The organism is Bdellovibrio bacteriovorus (assembly GCF_048286975.1).
GTDB classification, from domain to species: domain Bacteria; phylum Bdellovibrionota; class Bdellovibrionia; order Bdellovibrionales; family Bdellovibrionaceae; genus Bdellovibrio; species Bdellovibrio bacteriovorus_H.
In genome coordinates, this window is the sequence record NZ_JBLVRT010000004.1 from 149,939 (window position 1) to 164,170 (window position 14,232).

The following is a 14,232-nucleotide window of genomic DNA, read 5'->3' on the forward strand; positions in this document are numbered from 1 at the left end:
GGGTATTTCCAAGGAGTGAATGAATGGCACAGCGATCTTTCCCGGCAGTTTACATGAGAGGCGGCACCAGTCGTGTGGTGGTGTTCAAAAAAGACGATCTGCCTTCGGATCCGGCGCTCTGGAATGAGATTTTCCTATCCTGTATGGGAAGCCCCGACAGCCATGGTCGTCAGCTGGATGGCATGGGTGGAGGCATTTCTTCACTTTCCAAAGTCTGTGTGCTGTCGCCATCGTCACGTGAAGACGCGGATGTGGATTACACCTTTGCTCAGGTGTCAGTGACTGAAGCCAAGGTCGATTACAAAGGCAACTGTGGCAATGTCAGTTCGGCTGTGGGGCCGTTTGCGGTGATGGCCGGATGGGTGAAGCCCTCGGGCAGTGAAGCGTGTGTGCGCATCTTTAACACCAACACCTCGAAAGTCATTCATTCCTATTTCCCGGTGGAAAATGGCGAACCCGTGTTTACGGGTGATTTTGCCATTCCCGGAGTCAGCGGCACCGCCGCCCCGGTACGGCTTGAATTTCAGAAACCCGGCGGCGCGGTGACAGGAAAACTTCTGCCCACCGGGCAGGTTCGCGAAACTTTGAAAGTTTCTGAGTCCGAGTCCATGGATGTCACATTGCTGGATGCGGCGAACCCTTGTGTGTTTGTGCGGGCCAAAGATTTGGGGCTGACCGGAGCTGAAACGCCGGCTCAATTGGAGGCTTCAGTGGAGCTGCTAAAAAAACTGGATCTGATTCGCCGGCTGGGCTCTGTGAAAATGGGGATAGCCCCGGATCTGGAAGCTGCTAAAAACTCGATCGCCATTCCGTACATCGCGCTGGTCAGTGCGCCTTCTTCAGGCGAGATGAATTTTTCCATGCGCGTGATCGCCAGCGGGCAGCCGCACAAGGCTTTGCCGTTGACGGTGTCGTTGTGTGCCGCCGTGGCGGCGAAGATCCCTGGAACAGTGGTCAGCGAACTTGCCCATGGTATATCAACTGAAGTGCAGATCGGAATGCCGTCGGGGGTTTTGACCTTGAATGCTGACGTCATTCAGGACAAGGGGCAGTGGACAGCAGTCAGTGGCAGCTTCTTCCGAACTGTGAGACTTTTGTTTGCGGGCCGTATCTTCGGCTGAAAACGGGCTTGATGTAAAAATCTTGAACAGTTGATTGTCTTTGGGACGATTTCAGCGGTGTGCTATGGTGGCATAGCGGTTGCTTTAAGGGCTTCTGGCGATTTTGCCCTTTGGCTTTTGAGGTCCCTGTGAGCAAGACACGTTTATTATCCCTGCTGATTTCGCTGATGCTGGTGGTGCCCGCGGTTCAGGCCGCCCCGACCTGTGAATCTGTCTTTGCTCCCAGTGTTTGGAAAGAAAGCGGTGGCAAGCCCTTCCCGCAGGATCCAGCGACATTAAAACGTATTGCAAAAGAGCAGCAGGAAAGCCTGAAAGTGTCTGAATTCCTGATGCAGGAAATGACCCGTCAGTCGACAGCACTTAAAAATGAAAACAAAGGCAAAACCATTCAACTGGATGTCCTGTGTCTGGGGGCCGGGCCTCAGTGTGCGGCGGCTTCTTTGGTGCTGGGGAAAACCAATCTGAAGTCCCTGGTGGTTGAAAAAACAGATCTGGTGGCCAAGACCTTTGCGGAAAAAGATTTCTATATCAACAGTATCGAAGCGCATCGGCTGTCGATGCATGATTTTCCGGGCGGTGTGGGCAGTCTGTCGCATCTGACGTCGCAGATGTACGCGCACTCGACCCAGCTTGCGACTCACATCCAAAGCCAGCAGTATGTTTCAAAAGTTCCCGTGATGCTTGAAACCACCGTCGTTGCCGTGAACAAGGTGATGGTTGATGGCAAGCTGCAAATAGAAGTTGTGACGGATCAGGGTGTTACTTTGCGCGCCAAGAACGTGATTCTGGGAACAGGCCTTGGCGAAGTTGGAACCAAAGTCAAAGACGCCTCTTACCAGACGGCCTTTGCAGAATTTCAAAAGCTTCACCAGACCGAACCCGCTGTCTTGCGTCCGATCATGAGCACCGACGCCTTCCTGGTGTCGTTGCGTGAAAGCCGTTTGCAGAAATTGGGCGTGCACATGCCGCGTGACTTGATCATCATCGGCAATGGTGACGGATCCCGTATCGCCATCGAAGGACTCTTGAATCCTCATGTTAAAACTCAAGAAGATTTCAAGATTCAGTGGATCGGCAACACCTTCCGCACGGCTGAAGAATACGTCCAAAGCCAGAACGGCTGGGATCGCTATGTTGACATGATCGTGCCGCAATACCAGCAGAACCGTGTTACGGGGCTGCCGGGGCATGTGGAAAAAGTCGAGCGCCTTGAAAGTGGCCGTTATCTGGTGACTGTGCGGGATGCGAAGAACAACATCGTCAGCCAGGCTGAAGGTGACATGATCATCGATTCCACGGGCTATACCAACCTGAATGGTCAGCTGCTTTCTAATGTGGCGAAAAGTCCCGAACTGGTTGATGTTATGGGCCCATTGAAAGAGCTGAACTTGTCTGAGACCGTTGTGGCTCGTCAGTATGCTGATGCAGGCGGGGAAAAATTGCCGATTTATACCGTGGGATCTGCGGCTGGCAATTTGGCCAAAGACGCAGAATTGGCTGGATCTCCGAATAAGAACCCAGTGGCTATTTTCAACACGGTGGCAAGAACTTCGCAGTTCATCTCGCAACTGATTGGCGTCAAGCCTTTGGAGAGTCAGCGCGGTGTCCGCACCGAACGTCCCCCAACCAAGACCGCTCAGGAAGTTATCAAGGAACTCCAGGCTCGTCGCGGGGCTCATTAGGCCCCCAGCGTCAGCTTTCAATGAATTTGCGCGACTCTGATACCATGGTTAGAATTTTTAGCAATGGTGTTTCTTCTGGTGTTTCTATCATTGATGCTGACGTTCTCGGTCTGTACGGTCTTAAGCTGTTATTTGTGGCCTTATCGCCGGCAGCTATTGCATCGGATGATTCTGAGCATCCAGGTGACCTATGCGGTCTGGGCTTTCTCCGTCATAACAGTCCTGGTAATTGATGATATGGCCATCAAGATATTCATGACTCATCTGCGGCAGTTGATTTTGCCACCTCTGTGTGCAACCTGGGCGCTGGTGGGGACGGCCATCTTTCTGCCGAATCTGTGGGAAAAAATACGACGCTGGCAGTGGATTCTTTATGTTCTGCCTTCAGTGGTGATCGTCGCCAACCTCATCTCTATGATGGGCTTTCCTTTTGCAAAAGACTGGATTTTCTTTAACTTCCGTCTGGTTGATGGCTTTGAAGGACTTCCGATCTTTGACCGCAGTCCGCTGCAAAAAGCCAATCTGATGTATTCGTTCTTTTGGATCTTGGTTCTTTACGTAATTTATTTCTGGGTGATGGCCACCAAAAAAGGCCCGCGCCGCTGGCACGCGTTTTATATGTTCTTGGCAAGCGTGATTCCGGTGGGTGCTGAGATTTTGGGGCAGACAGTCTTTAAGCTTCAGCCGCAATTCACGCAGCTCACTGTGGCGGGAATTTGGCCCTCGATGCTGGCTCTAAATTATGCGGCAGTTCGCGGGGACCTTCTTGAGATCACCACGCTGGCGCAAAGAAGCGTGTTCGATCATTTACCCAGCCCGGTTATCGTGTTGAACACGCATGGCGAGTTCTGGGATTGCAACCAGGCGGCGAAAAAGGTGCTGGAGCTTAGCGCAACTGACTTTGGCCAAAGAGCCGCGCAGATTCCCGTGATTCGCGAAATTATGGACAGCGACGAGTCCTTTGAATTTGCCAGCCGTACCTTTCGAATTGTCGAACACACGGTGCATATGAAGAAGGGGCCTGAAACTGCCAAGATCTATGTTTTGATGGACGTGACCGATCTGGAGGAAAGCAACCGCACTTTGCGCGAGCTGAATACCCAGATTCTTCAGATGACCCGTTTCAGCCGCAAGGTCCAAACAGTGTTGTCACACGATCTGACCGGTTCGCTTTCCGGAGTGCAGATGTTGCTTACTGGAGTCATCAGTCAGATGAAACAAAGCGAAGATCAAACCCCAGTGGAGTCTTTGCAGAGAGTTCACGAGGCGAATAAATCCTCCATGAGTCTTTTGCGTGATGTACTGGCGTGGAGCCACGAAGATGAAAGTCAGCGCAGCATTGACTTCAAAGGCCGAGTGAATGCCGCCATTGAACAATTGTCGCCACAGCTTCTGCAAAAAAATATTCAACTGCATAAAGAGCTGCCTGAACATGACATCCATCTTTTGGGATCAGGTAAAGTGCTCGAGGCCGTTGTTCGCAATATTCTTTCAAATGCCATTCGCTTCAGTCCGCGTGAGGGTGTTGTGCGAGTGACGGGTCGAATGTTTGAGCGTCACATTGAGCTCAGTGTTCAGGATTATGGCCTTGGCATGTCTCAGGAATTGATCGACCAGCTATTTAGTTCCAAAGTGACTTCGATGGCCACGGGCGGAGGTTTTGGAATCGGTCTGCATTTTACGAAGGACTTTATCACCCAAATGGGGGGTGTGTTGGTCATAGAATCTGCAGAGGGGCAAGGGACTCTGGTCCGTGTACAATTGCCGTTATTTGGTTGACCTGATACTCTGAGCAGAGAATAGTTGGTAAAGCATGAGCACACTAGAGAGCACACTTCTAAAGCCTGTATCGTTTTTTATTGTTGATGACCATCCGGTGACCCGTCATGGACTGCGTGTGGCGCTGACGTCTTTGTCTGCAAAGATCCAGTGCCTGGGTGAGGCTTCCACTGTGGCTTCTGCCATGCACAACCTGAAAAGCCTTGATGTGAATTATGTGGTCCTGGATCACATGCTGCCCGGTCAATCCGGACTGGAGCTTTTGACGCTGGCGGCATCGTCACGCCCTGATTTGAAGTTCATGCTGGTCACTCAGTGTGAAGATGCTGAAACGCTGGCACAATATCAGCGTCTGGGTGTGAAGGTGTTATTGTCCAAAGTGTCTGCAATGGATGTTTTGGAAGATGCAGTTAAAAGTCTGCTGGAAGACAAACAGTATCTTTGTCCGGCACTGGAAAAAATCATGGAAGAGCCACGTCTGACCAATGTGCTGACTCCGCGTGAGCTGGAAGTTGTGCGCATGATCGCTCAAGGCAAAACCAACAAAGAAGTGGCTGCATGTCTGGAGTGTTCTGAACACACCATCAAAACTCACAAAACCAATGTGATGAGAAAGCTGAATCTTTCCAACGCCGTTGAAATCAGCGTCTGGGCCCTGAAGCGCAATTTGGCTTAAAGGCCCGTCCGTTTTTTATTAATTATACCTGTTTAGCGAACTGGACATCCAAAGAGATGCTGACGTCGTCACCGACCAGCACGCCGCCGGCTTCCAGAGCCGCATTCCAGCTTAAACCAAAGTCTTTGCGTTTGATTTTGGTCGTCGCAGAAATCCCGATTTTGATATTTCCATACGGGTCTTTCATTTCAGCCGTCGGGCCTTCCACGGCCAGAACCACTTCTTTGGTGATGCCATGAATGGTCAAGTCTCCGGTGACCTTCAGGTCGTCGCCATCTTTTTCCACTTTCGTGGATTTGAAATTCAGGGTCGGATATTTTTCAACGTCAAAGAAGTCTGCGCTTTTCAAGTGGGTGTCGCGCTGGGCTTCACGGGTGTTGATGCTGGAAGCATCGATCACAGCTTCAATCGAGGATTTGGTGATATCGGATGAGTCCAAAGAAAGGCTGCCAGACAGTTTCTCAAAGCCGCCGTGAACTTTCGCAATCATCATGTGTTTGATGGTGAAGTTCGCGCTGGAGTGCATTGGGTCGATGTTCCATTTGGTCGTTGTCATAAGTTCCTCCTTCAAGGGGATGAGTGTTCGTTATGGATTCATCCTGCCATGGGTGGAATTGTTGCGTAAGGAGACATATTCGCAATAGATTGTTGCAAATATGGAACTATCTCGGAATGGTGCTGCAAAGCTACTGAGGGTAAATCTGACGGCCGTGTTCAAGGCCGAATTCAAGAATCTGATCCGGGGAAATACCCGGATCATTGCGATAGATCCAGTCCGGATAATATTTCACATAGTGGGTTCCGGCGAAGCTCATTGGCAGGGGCTTCATGTTCAGGGCAATTCCCACCAGCTTGGAACAGTAGGTCTTTTGGTTGTCCCAGATGAAATTATAATCAAATGGCAGTCCCATTTGCCCCAGCAGCGCCTGTTCGTTAACCAGTTCATCCGGGATTTCAACGCGGATATGACCAGCAGGCAGGTGATGGGCTGGAACACGGCGGCCACCTTCGCGGGTGTCGGCTTCATACACATAGGACTTGTATTCCAGGGTTACGTGGAACAGTGGCTGTGGCACGCGGGGGTTGCTGTAAAAATGCAACACTGCCGCGAAGCTTTGAGCAGAAAACAACAGTCCCAATAAAGATAAAAGCAGGCTTTTCATCATGGACCCATGCATAGTCCTCTGGGTGCGTTTTGGCAAGGGCAGCGAGGGGGTTTTTACGAATTTCACAGGGTAAATTATGCAAGGGCCATTGCTTGCCTATAGGGCGGGCAAGGAGTAGGTTCATGCTCATAACGACCCTTCCTTTACTTGAGGATTATTCGTGGAAACCGACAATAAATACGCGCGCCCTGTTTATATTCCGTACTCTGGAACTGTCTTGTTGGAAATGTCTTTGCTGAACAAAGGCAGTGCATTTTCCGAAGAAGAGCGCACCCATTTGAATCTGCACGGTCTGGTGCCTCAGACCATTGAAACCATCGAAGAGCAAGCTGAACGTGTTTATTCTCAGTATCGCCTGCTGAAAGCCGATATCGACAAACACGTTTATCTGCGCAACCTGCAGGACACCAATGAAACTTTGTTCTATCACCTGGTGGTCAATCATCTGACCGAGATGATGCCGATCATCTACACGCCAGTGGTGGGTGAAGCCTGCGAACACTTCTCTGAGATCTATCGCGCGTCCCGCGGTCTGTTCATTTCGTATCCCAACAAAGACCGTATCGACGAAATGCTCCGCAACGTGACCAAACAAAAAGTCAAAGTCATCGTCGTGACCGACGGCGAGCGCATCCTGGGCCTGGGCGATCAGGGCATCGGTGGCATGGGGATTCCTATCGGCAAGCTTTCTCTGTACACAGCTTGTGGCGGGGTCAGTCCGGCGTACACTTTGCCGGTGGTGCTGGACGTGGGCACCAACAATCAGGCTTTGATCAATGATCCGTTATACATGGGCTGGCGCCAACCGCGTGTTACAGGTCAAGAGTATGAAGACTTTGTCGATGCCTTCGTGCAGGCGGTGAAACGCCGCTGGCCGGATGTGCTGTTGCAGTTTGAGGACTTTGCTCAGAAAAACGCCTCACCAATCCTGAAGCGTTACCGTGACGAGATATGCAGTTTCAACGACGATATTCAGGGCACCGCGGCTGTCACGGTGGGTTGCCTGATTGCCGCCAGCCGTGCCAATGGGGGACGCCTGCGCGATCAGCGTGTGGTCTTCCTGGGGGCGGGCTCTGCGGGCTGTGGTATCGCTGAACAAATCATCGCCGAAATGAAAAATGAAGGGCTTACTGACGAACAAGCCCGTCAGCAGGTGTTCATGGTGGATCGCTTCGGTCTTTTGACTGACAAGATGCCTAACCTGCTTGAGTTCCAAAGTCCGCTGGTACAAAAAACTGAAACTCTGTCCGGGTGGGATGTTGCCAGCGACGAAATCTCTTTGCTGGAGACCGTTCGTAATGCCAAGCCGACAATTCTGATTGGTGTCTCCGCACAGCCGGGACTGTTTACTGAAGAAATCATCCGCACGATGCAAAGTCACTGCGAGCATCCGATTGTTATGCCGCTGTCAAACCCAACATCCCGCGTGGAGGCCACTCCGGCGGATATTCTGCGCTGGACCGATGGCAAAGCTTTGGTGGCCACGGGCAGTCCGTTTATGCCAGTGCATATGAATGATCAGGTTTACCCCATTGCCCAGTGTAATAACTCGTACATCTTCCCGGGGATCGGCCTGGGGGTTTTGGCCTGTGGAGCTCGCCGGGTGACGGATGCGATGCTGATGGCTGCCAGCAGTGCTTTGGCGGATTGTTCTCCGCTGGCTCAAAATGGCAAGGGGGCTTTGTTGCCGGAACTTTCACAGATTGAAAAGGTCTCTCGCACAATTGCCTTTGCCGTGGCCAAAGCCGCGCAAGCTGACGATGTGGCCGTAAAAGTTTCTGATGACGAGCTTTTGGCGTTGATCGATAAGAACTACTGGTATCCTAAGTATCGCAGCTATAAGCACGCGTCGTCTTAGTGTGGCTGGATTGTAATAATCTTAACCGAGGCTTTGCTTGAACTTGGAAACCTTGGCTGTTATTTCGTGGCTGCAACTAAACTACCGTTAATTGACATAGTTCGGAGTCAGCCATTCGTTCCATCTGCGTGTTTCTTATTTTAATTGCATTTCAGGCCCAGGCAGAGGTGATGGAAATCACCTCACAGGTGCAAATGGGAGAGGCCGCCGCCAGCATCAATACTCCGGCAGCGGTGCTTTTCCAAGCCTCCGGGGGCAAAGAACTGGCTCGAGGATACACCGAACAGGATCAGTGGTTTAAGATTTCTTTACACAATAATCAGAGCACAGTTCAGTCAAAAGTACTTTATTTTGATGCTCCGTTGATGGGGCGGTTGTATTTGCAAAAGCAGGGCGAGTCCCAGCAGCTGTCCTCCGGTCCCGGCCTGCCGCTGGCAGAACGTGCCATTCAAAGCCGCTTCGGGGCCTTCCCGGTCGAGCTTGCGCCCGGGGAATCGGCCACCTATTTCATCAAACGCGATTCTCACCATGCTTTGAGCACACGGGTCTTTCTGGCAGATCCATCGGATCTTGAACATCTGGATGAACTGTCGCGCACAATTTTTTATTTTTACCTGGGCGGAATTTTTTCGCTGGTCGTTTACAATCTTTTGCTGGGGCTGTTTACCACGCAGAAAGATCATCTCAGCTATTCGTTTTTTGCCGCAAGTTTTGGTGTGACGGCGCTGGTGCTGCATGGGGTTTTTGACAGCTATCTGTTCCCGAACAGCCGTTTTGTGTTTTCAAACTATCTGATGTTCTTTTCGTCGGTCAGTCTTTTTTCGGCCAGCCTTTTTGTTGAAAGATTCCTGAGCATCAAAAAAGAGTTCGCGGTCGGTTACTGGGGACTTCGCCTGTTTGCCGCCTTGTCGTTGGTGACCATGGTGGGAAGCCTGTTTGCTCCGGCCTACCGGGGTTTGTTCTTCCTGGGATATCTGATCGATATCTCGATTGTGTCGGCGATTTTGTTCTTTATCTTCTGTGGGTTCTATTCATTGATACATTATGGTCACAAGCTGGCCTCTCATTTCCTGCTAAGCTGGCTGGTGGTTTTGATCGGAACCTTTATCTGGTTTGCCTCAATTCACGGCTTCATCACCGGCAATATCTACACCCAGTATTCACTGCTGTTGGCGAACCTGGGGGAAATGATCGTGCTGTCTTTGGGGCTGGCCTACAAGATCCGCGTGCTGGATGATGAAAAGCGTCTGGCCCAGCAGGCTGCCGAAGACAAGGAACGCTATCACCGTCTGGTGCGCGTGCTTTCCCATGATGTGGCAAACACTGTTTCGGGCCTTTTGTATCATTCAGAAATGCTGAAAGATCATGTCAATGCCGAGGCGGCGGATGCCCATCTGGATCGCATCAACAAATCCACCAACAAACTCAATCAGATTCTTAAATCCGTGCGCCAGGAAGAGGTTTATCACGTGTTCAAGCAGAACGCTGAAATGCAGCTGGTGGAACTGGCTTCGGCGTGCTGGGAGGCGGTAAATCATTACTCGTGGCAGATTGAAGAAAAAGAGCTTCTGATCGAAGTTGAAATTGAAAATGATGTTTGCGTGCGGGCTGACCGTTCTGCGCTGGTCAATCAGGTTCTTTCCAACGTTCTTTCCAACAGCATCAAGTTCTGTGAGCCAGGCAGAGAAATCCGTTTGCTGGCGCAGAAGCAGGGCGACCGTGTCGTGCTTGAAATTCGTGATCAGGGAATGGGCATTCATCCCAATGAAGTCAGTCTGTTGTTCAAGCGAAACAAGTTGTTTTCGCACAAGGGCACCGGAAATGAAGAGGGCACGGGCTTTGGCACCTCGCTGATTGCGGAATACATGCAGCTGTTCGGTGGGCAGGTGGAAGTGTCTTCCGTGCACCATTCCGTCAGTCCTGACTCCGGCACCACGGTGAAGCTGGTGTTCCCTATTCCTGAATAGCCTGTCTCGTCCTGAGACAAACGCCTGTGACAAATCCTGCCGGGTTTCAGGGGCCTAGACAGCTTCTGTGTCTGGATTAGCCTCTGGTGACTCTGGGCGGGCATGCAGAGTGCACACTTAAGTCCCACAGGGGGCTTTCTATGAAAAATCAAAAATCCCACATTCTTGCTTGTGTTATGGTGCTTTTAAATACCATCCAGGCCGGTGCGTTTGTGGAACTTGAAAAACGCCAGCCTCTGGTGGTCGAAGACGGTCGTTTGACGCCTTACTGGGCGCAGGAATACATCGGTGCTGATCTGGTGAAAGAAGAAATGCGCCAGGTGCCGAATCTGCAGCGCGTGCCTGTGGCTGTCTATGATGTTGGCTTTGAAAAAGAGCATATCAATCTGGCTTATGACATCCCAGTGGATCGCGCCATGAACGGGAACCGTCCGATCAAAGGGCATCATGGTACCAGTGTGGCTTCGTTGATCAACGGCAAGGGCATGGTCTCTGTTTCTGAGCATGTAAACTATGTGCAACTTAAAAAAGTGTCCCCGGCTGTGTTTTACTTTGGCGCTGTCAGAGAGCTTAAAGAACTTCCGGTAAAACCACAGGTGATTTCCAACTCCATGGGCTGGACATCTGAGTCCGTGCTGGAGCTGGCCACCGAGGTCGACCAGATGGGCATCATCTGGGTGATGGCGGCGGGCAACGATCATCCCGGTGAAATCGCCGAGCATGAACGGGTTGCTCCCGTGATCAGTGTTGGTTCTTATTCCCCGCGGGGTCTGCAAACGCTGTCGTCGCAGGAATCTGACCAACTGGACATTCTGGCACCGGCTGATGAATACCAGGCGGCCATTGACGGCAACGGGCAGGAGGTTTTGTTTGGTGAAACCAGTGGTGCCACGCCATTGATTACTGGATCCATCGCCAATGCGAAGGCTTTGATTCCTTCATTGTCGCGGGCGCAAGTTGAAAGTCTGATCAAAAGAACGGCGATTCGTTCTTTCCACAGTCTGTATTCGGAAAAAAACAAAGCGGGTCTTTTCAATGCCTATCGTTTCTTTAAGGTCGTGCAGCGCCTGCATGCAGTGTGTGGCACTAATTCATCTTGTGTGCAGGTTCAGATGGACAATCGCCAGATTTATCTGTTTGAAGCCCAAGATCTCAGCCCGCGCGTCGCGGCTGCCTGTCAGGCCAAATATGCTTTGTCGAAGGCTGAAATGAAGGCCCTGCGCGCGCAGTATCTGCTGAATGCTGAACAGACGGAGTATGCACGTCTGCTGTCTTGTGCCTATCGCAATGAAGGCTACAGCATCAATGCCGACTATTATGAAAATATCGCCCTGATTCATGAAAATCCGAAGGCGTTGCAAAACAAGATTCAGACCCAGGCGGTGCAGGCGGTTTTGCGTGGTTATAATGCCAGTGCAGCTTTGCGTGATCTGCAGATTCTGAATGATTCCTTCCGTGAGGCTTTGCTTAAAGTACAGGCGGGTGAAGCCGAGATGACCGACTATCGGGCCGGGGAGCTGCTGAAAGCCTATGACAGCACAGCGAAAGTGGAGATGCGCTAGAGGAAGCTTTTGTTTCTGCAGGGCTCGACCGTCTCAAAAACGAACGGTAAAAGACCGGTAAACCTAAAAGTGTCCGAAATAAAATATCTCCTCCATTCGTGTGAGCTTCTGCTCGGATTGCGGGTTGTTTATTACAGCCCGGCAAGACAAAACGGGCATTTTGTAACTTCAAGGGACTCAAAACCCCTAAAATGCGCATTAGTTTATATGATTACTGATTCCTAATTTTCTCGCCTTTCCGCGTGAAGATTAAGATTTAGACAAAACAAAATGATCCTCTCGTCCTTTGAAATATTCCTACCGAACAGTTGTAGGTCGAATATTTGTAAGGAGAGACCTTCGATGAGTACTGCACGTAAACTTGTAGAACAAAGTCCCCAGCTTGATGAACTTACCAGCCTCCGCGAAGAAATCAAAGCTCTGCATCGGGTGCAGGCAGTAATCGAGTTCAACCTTGATGGAACTATCATCACAGCCAACGAAAACTTTCTGAGCGCAGTGGGGTATTCCCTTGAAGAGATTCAGGACCACCATCACTCCATGTTCTGTGAACCAGAGTATGGCAAGAGCGTGGAATACAAGAAATTCTGGCAGACTTTGGCTAAAGGCGAATTTGTTGCCGGTGAATTCAAGCGTCTCACCAAAGCAGGCAAAGAAATCTGGATCAACGCTTCTTACAATCCGATTTTTGATAATGAAGGCAATCCCTGCAAAGTGGTGAAGTTCGCCACCGACATCACGGCTCAGAAAGCCAAAACCTCTGAATATGAGGGCAAAGTGACGGCGATCAGCCGTGCGCAGGCCGTGATCGAATTCAACCTGGATGGCACGATCATCAGCGCCAATGAAAACTTCCTGGCGACCGTGGGCTATGGACTGAATGATATCCAGGGCCATCACCATCGTATGTTCTGCGACCCGGCTTATACAAATTCTCCGGAATACAAAATGTTCTGGGAAAAGCTGGCGCGCGGGGAGTTTGAGGCGGGCGAATTCAAGCGTTTTGCCAAGGGCGGTCGCGAGGTGTGGATTAACGCTTCTTACAATCCGATTTTCAATGCTGATGGCAAACCCTGCAAAGTGGTGAAATTTGCCACTGATATCACGGCCGCCAAAATGAGAGCCGCCGAAGATGCCGGAAAAATTTCCGCTATCGGAAAAGCGCAGGCGGTGATCGAATTCAATATGGATGGCACAATCATCGGTGCCAATGAAAACTTCCTGGCAACGGTGGGTTATGGCCTGTCGGAAATTCAGGGAAAACATCATCGCATGTTCTGCAGCAGTGAATACACGGCAAGTCCTGACTATGCTAATTTCTGGGCGAAGCTGAACCGCGGTGAATTTGATTCCGGCCGGTATCAGCGTGTGGGTGCAGGGGGCAAGTCCATCTGGATCCAGGCCACTTACAATCCGATCATGGATATGAATGGCAAGCCTTATAAAGTTGTGAAATTCGCCAGTGACATCACCAGGCAGGTTGAACTGGAGCAAGAGGTAAAAAGAAAAGCCGAAGAAGACCAGATGAAAGTGGATGCCCTGCTGCTGACAGTAAATAAAGCTGCAGCCGGCGATCTGACTTCACCAATCACGGTTTCCGGCGCGGATGCCATTGGCCAGTTGGCGGATGGTATCCAGAAAATGATGGTGGATCTGCGGGGAGTGATCTCCGTGGTTGTCTCTTCTGCGAACAACTTTGGAACCTCTTCCAAATCCATCGCCGAGCAGTCCACTTCCGTGGCCGCTGGCGCCCAGAGTTTGGGCGCGACAGTTGAGGAAATGAACGCTTCCATTGAAGAATTCACAGCGTCCATCGCATCGATTGCTGACAACACCAAACAGGCCAATGAACTGGCGAAAGTCACGCAGAAGGAAGCTGAACAGGGCAGTCAGGCCATTGCCAAGTCCATCGAGGCTATGGAGCTGATCAACAAGTCCTCTGAAGACATCAGCGAGATCATCAAGGTGATCAGCGAGATCGCCAGTCAGACGAATCTTCTGGCTTTCAATGCGGCGATCGAGGCGGCACGTGCCGGTGAGCACGGTCTGGGCTTCTCGGTGGTTGCGGACGAGGTTCGCAAACTGGCGGAAAGATCGTCTCAGGCAACCAAAGAGATTTCCAAACTGATTAACGAATCCACCAAGCGCGTGGAACAGGGCAGCTCCATTTCCAAGCAGGCCGGCGAAGCCTTCAGCAAAATCGTGGCGGGCATCGAAAAGACCACCCAGTCCATCTCTGAAGTCACTCTGGCGGCGGAAGAGCAGTCTGAGGCAGCCAAAGGCGTCAGTGCTTCGATTCAGCACATTGCTGCTGAATCCGAGAAATCGGCGCAATCATCTGAAACCATTGCAAACAACACCGGGATGCTGGTGAAAGAAGCCGATGATCTGAACAGAACCGTGGCTAGATTTGTGGTGTAA

Annotated in this window: 10 protein-coding genes; 8 read left to right on the forward strand and 2 right to left on the reverse strand. The window is 51.1% G+C overall.

Annotated elements, in window-relative coordinates; translation table 11 throughout:
• Positions 1-23 precede the first annotated feature (23 nt).
• From ACNQKP_RS13595 to ACNQKP_RS13610, 4 genes are all read left to right on the forward strand, one after another.
• Positions 24-1,121: a 2-methylaconitate cis-trans isomerase PrpF family protein gene (locus ACNQKP_RS13595; protein ID WP_417865183.1), complete on the forward strand. Its 1,098-nt coding sequence runs from the start codon at positions 24-26 to the stop codon at positions 1,119-1,121.
• A 128-nt stretch (positions 1,122-1,249) separates the two neighbouring features.
• Positions 1,250-2,803, forward strand: a complete 1,554-nt coding sequence (locus ACNQKP_RS13600) for a hypothetical protein (RefSeq protein WP_417865184.1) — start codon at positions 1,250-1,252, stop codon at positions 2,801-2,803.
• A gap of 63 nt (positions 2,804-2,866) precedes the next feature.
• Positions 2,867-4,582 carry an ATP-binding protein gene (locus tag ACNQKP_RS13605; protein WP_417865185.1) on the forward strand — a complete coding sequence of 572 codons (1,716 nt, stop codon included), beginning with the start codon at positions 2,867-2,869 and terminating at the stop codon, positions 4,580-4,582.
• Between the two features lie 34 nt (positions 4,583-4,616).
• Positions 4,617-5,258, forward strand: a complete 642-nt coding sequence (locus ACNQKP_RS13610; protein WP_417865186.1) for a response regulator transcription factor — start codon at positions 4,617-4,619, stop codon at positions 5,256-5,258.
• A gap of 22 nt (positions 5,259-5,280) precedes the next feature.
• Here ACNQKP_RS13610 and ACNQKP_RS13615 read toward each other — a convergent pair whose 3' ends face one another.
• Both ACNQKP_RS13615 and ACNQKP_RS13620 read right to left on the reverse strand, forming a co-directional pair.
• Positions 5,281-5,814, reverse strand: coding sequence for a YceI family protein (locus ACNQKP_RS13615; protein ID WP_417865187.1), 534 nt, complete (start codon positions 5,812-5,814; stop codon positions 5,281-5,283).
• 130 nt (positions 5,815-5,944) lie between these two features.
• On the reverse strand, positions 5,945-6,424 hold the full coding sequence (locus ACNQKP_RS13620; RefSeq protein ID WP_417865188.1) for a hypothetical protein: 480 nt from the start codon (positions 6,422-6,424) through the stop codon (positions 5,945-5,947).
• A gap of 160 nt (positions 6,425-6,584) precedes the next feature.
• On the opposite strand from ACNQKP_RS13620, the gene ACNQKP_RS13625 reads away from it, so the two are divergent.
• The 4 genes from ACNQKP_RS13625 (at position 6,585) to ACNQKP_RS13640 (ending at position 14,232) form a co-directional block, all read left to right on the forward strand.
• Positions 6,585-8,282 (forward strand): NAD-dependent malic enzyme, encoded by a 1,698-nt coding sequence (locus tag ACNQKP_RS13625; protein ID WP_417865189.1) that lies wholly within the window; start codon positions 6,585-6,587, stop codon positions 8,280-8,282.
• A gap of 170 nt (positions 8,283-8,452) precedes the next feature.
• Positions 8,453-10,249, forward strand: coding sequence for a sensor histidine kinase (locus ACNQKP_RS13630; protein WP_417865190.1), 1,797 nt, complete (start codon positions 8,453-8,455; stop codon positions 10,247-10,249).
• A 140-nt stretch (positions 10,250-10,389) separates the two neighbouring features.
• Positions 10,390-11,811: a S8/S53 family peptidase gene (locus ACNQKP_RS13635; protein ID WP_417865191.1), complete on the forward strand. Its 1,422-nt coding sequence runs from the start codon at positions 10,390-10,392 to the stop codon at positions 11,809-11,811.
• A 342-nt stretch (positions 11,812-12,153) separates the two neighbouring features.
• Positions 12,154-14,232: a methyl-accepting chemotaxis protein gene (locus ACNQKP_RS13640; protein ID WP_417865192.1), complete on the forward strand. Its 2,079-nt coding sequence runs from the start codon at positions 12,154-12,156 to the stop codon at positions 14,230-14,232.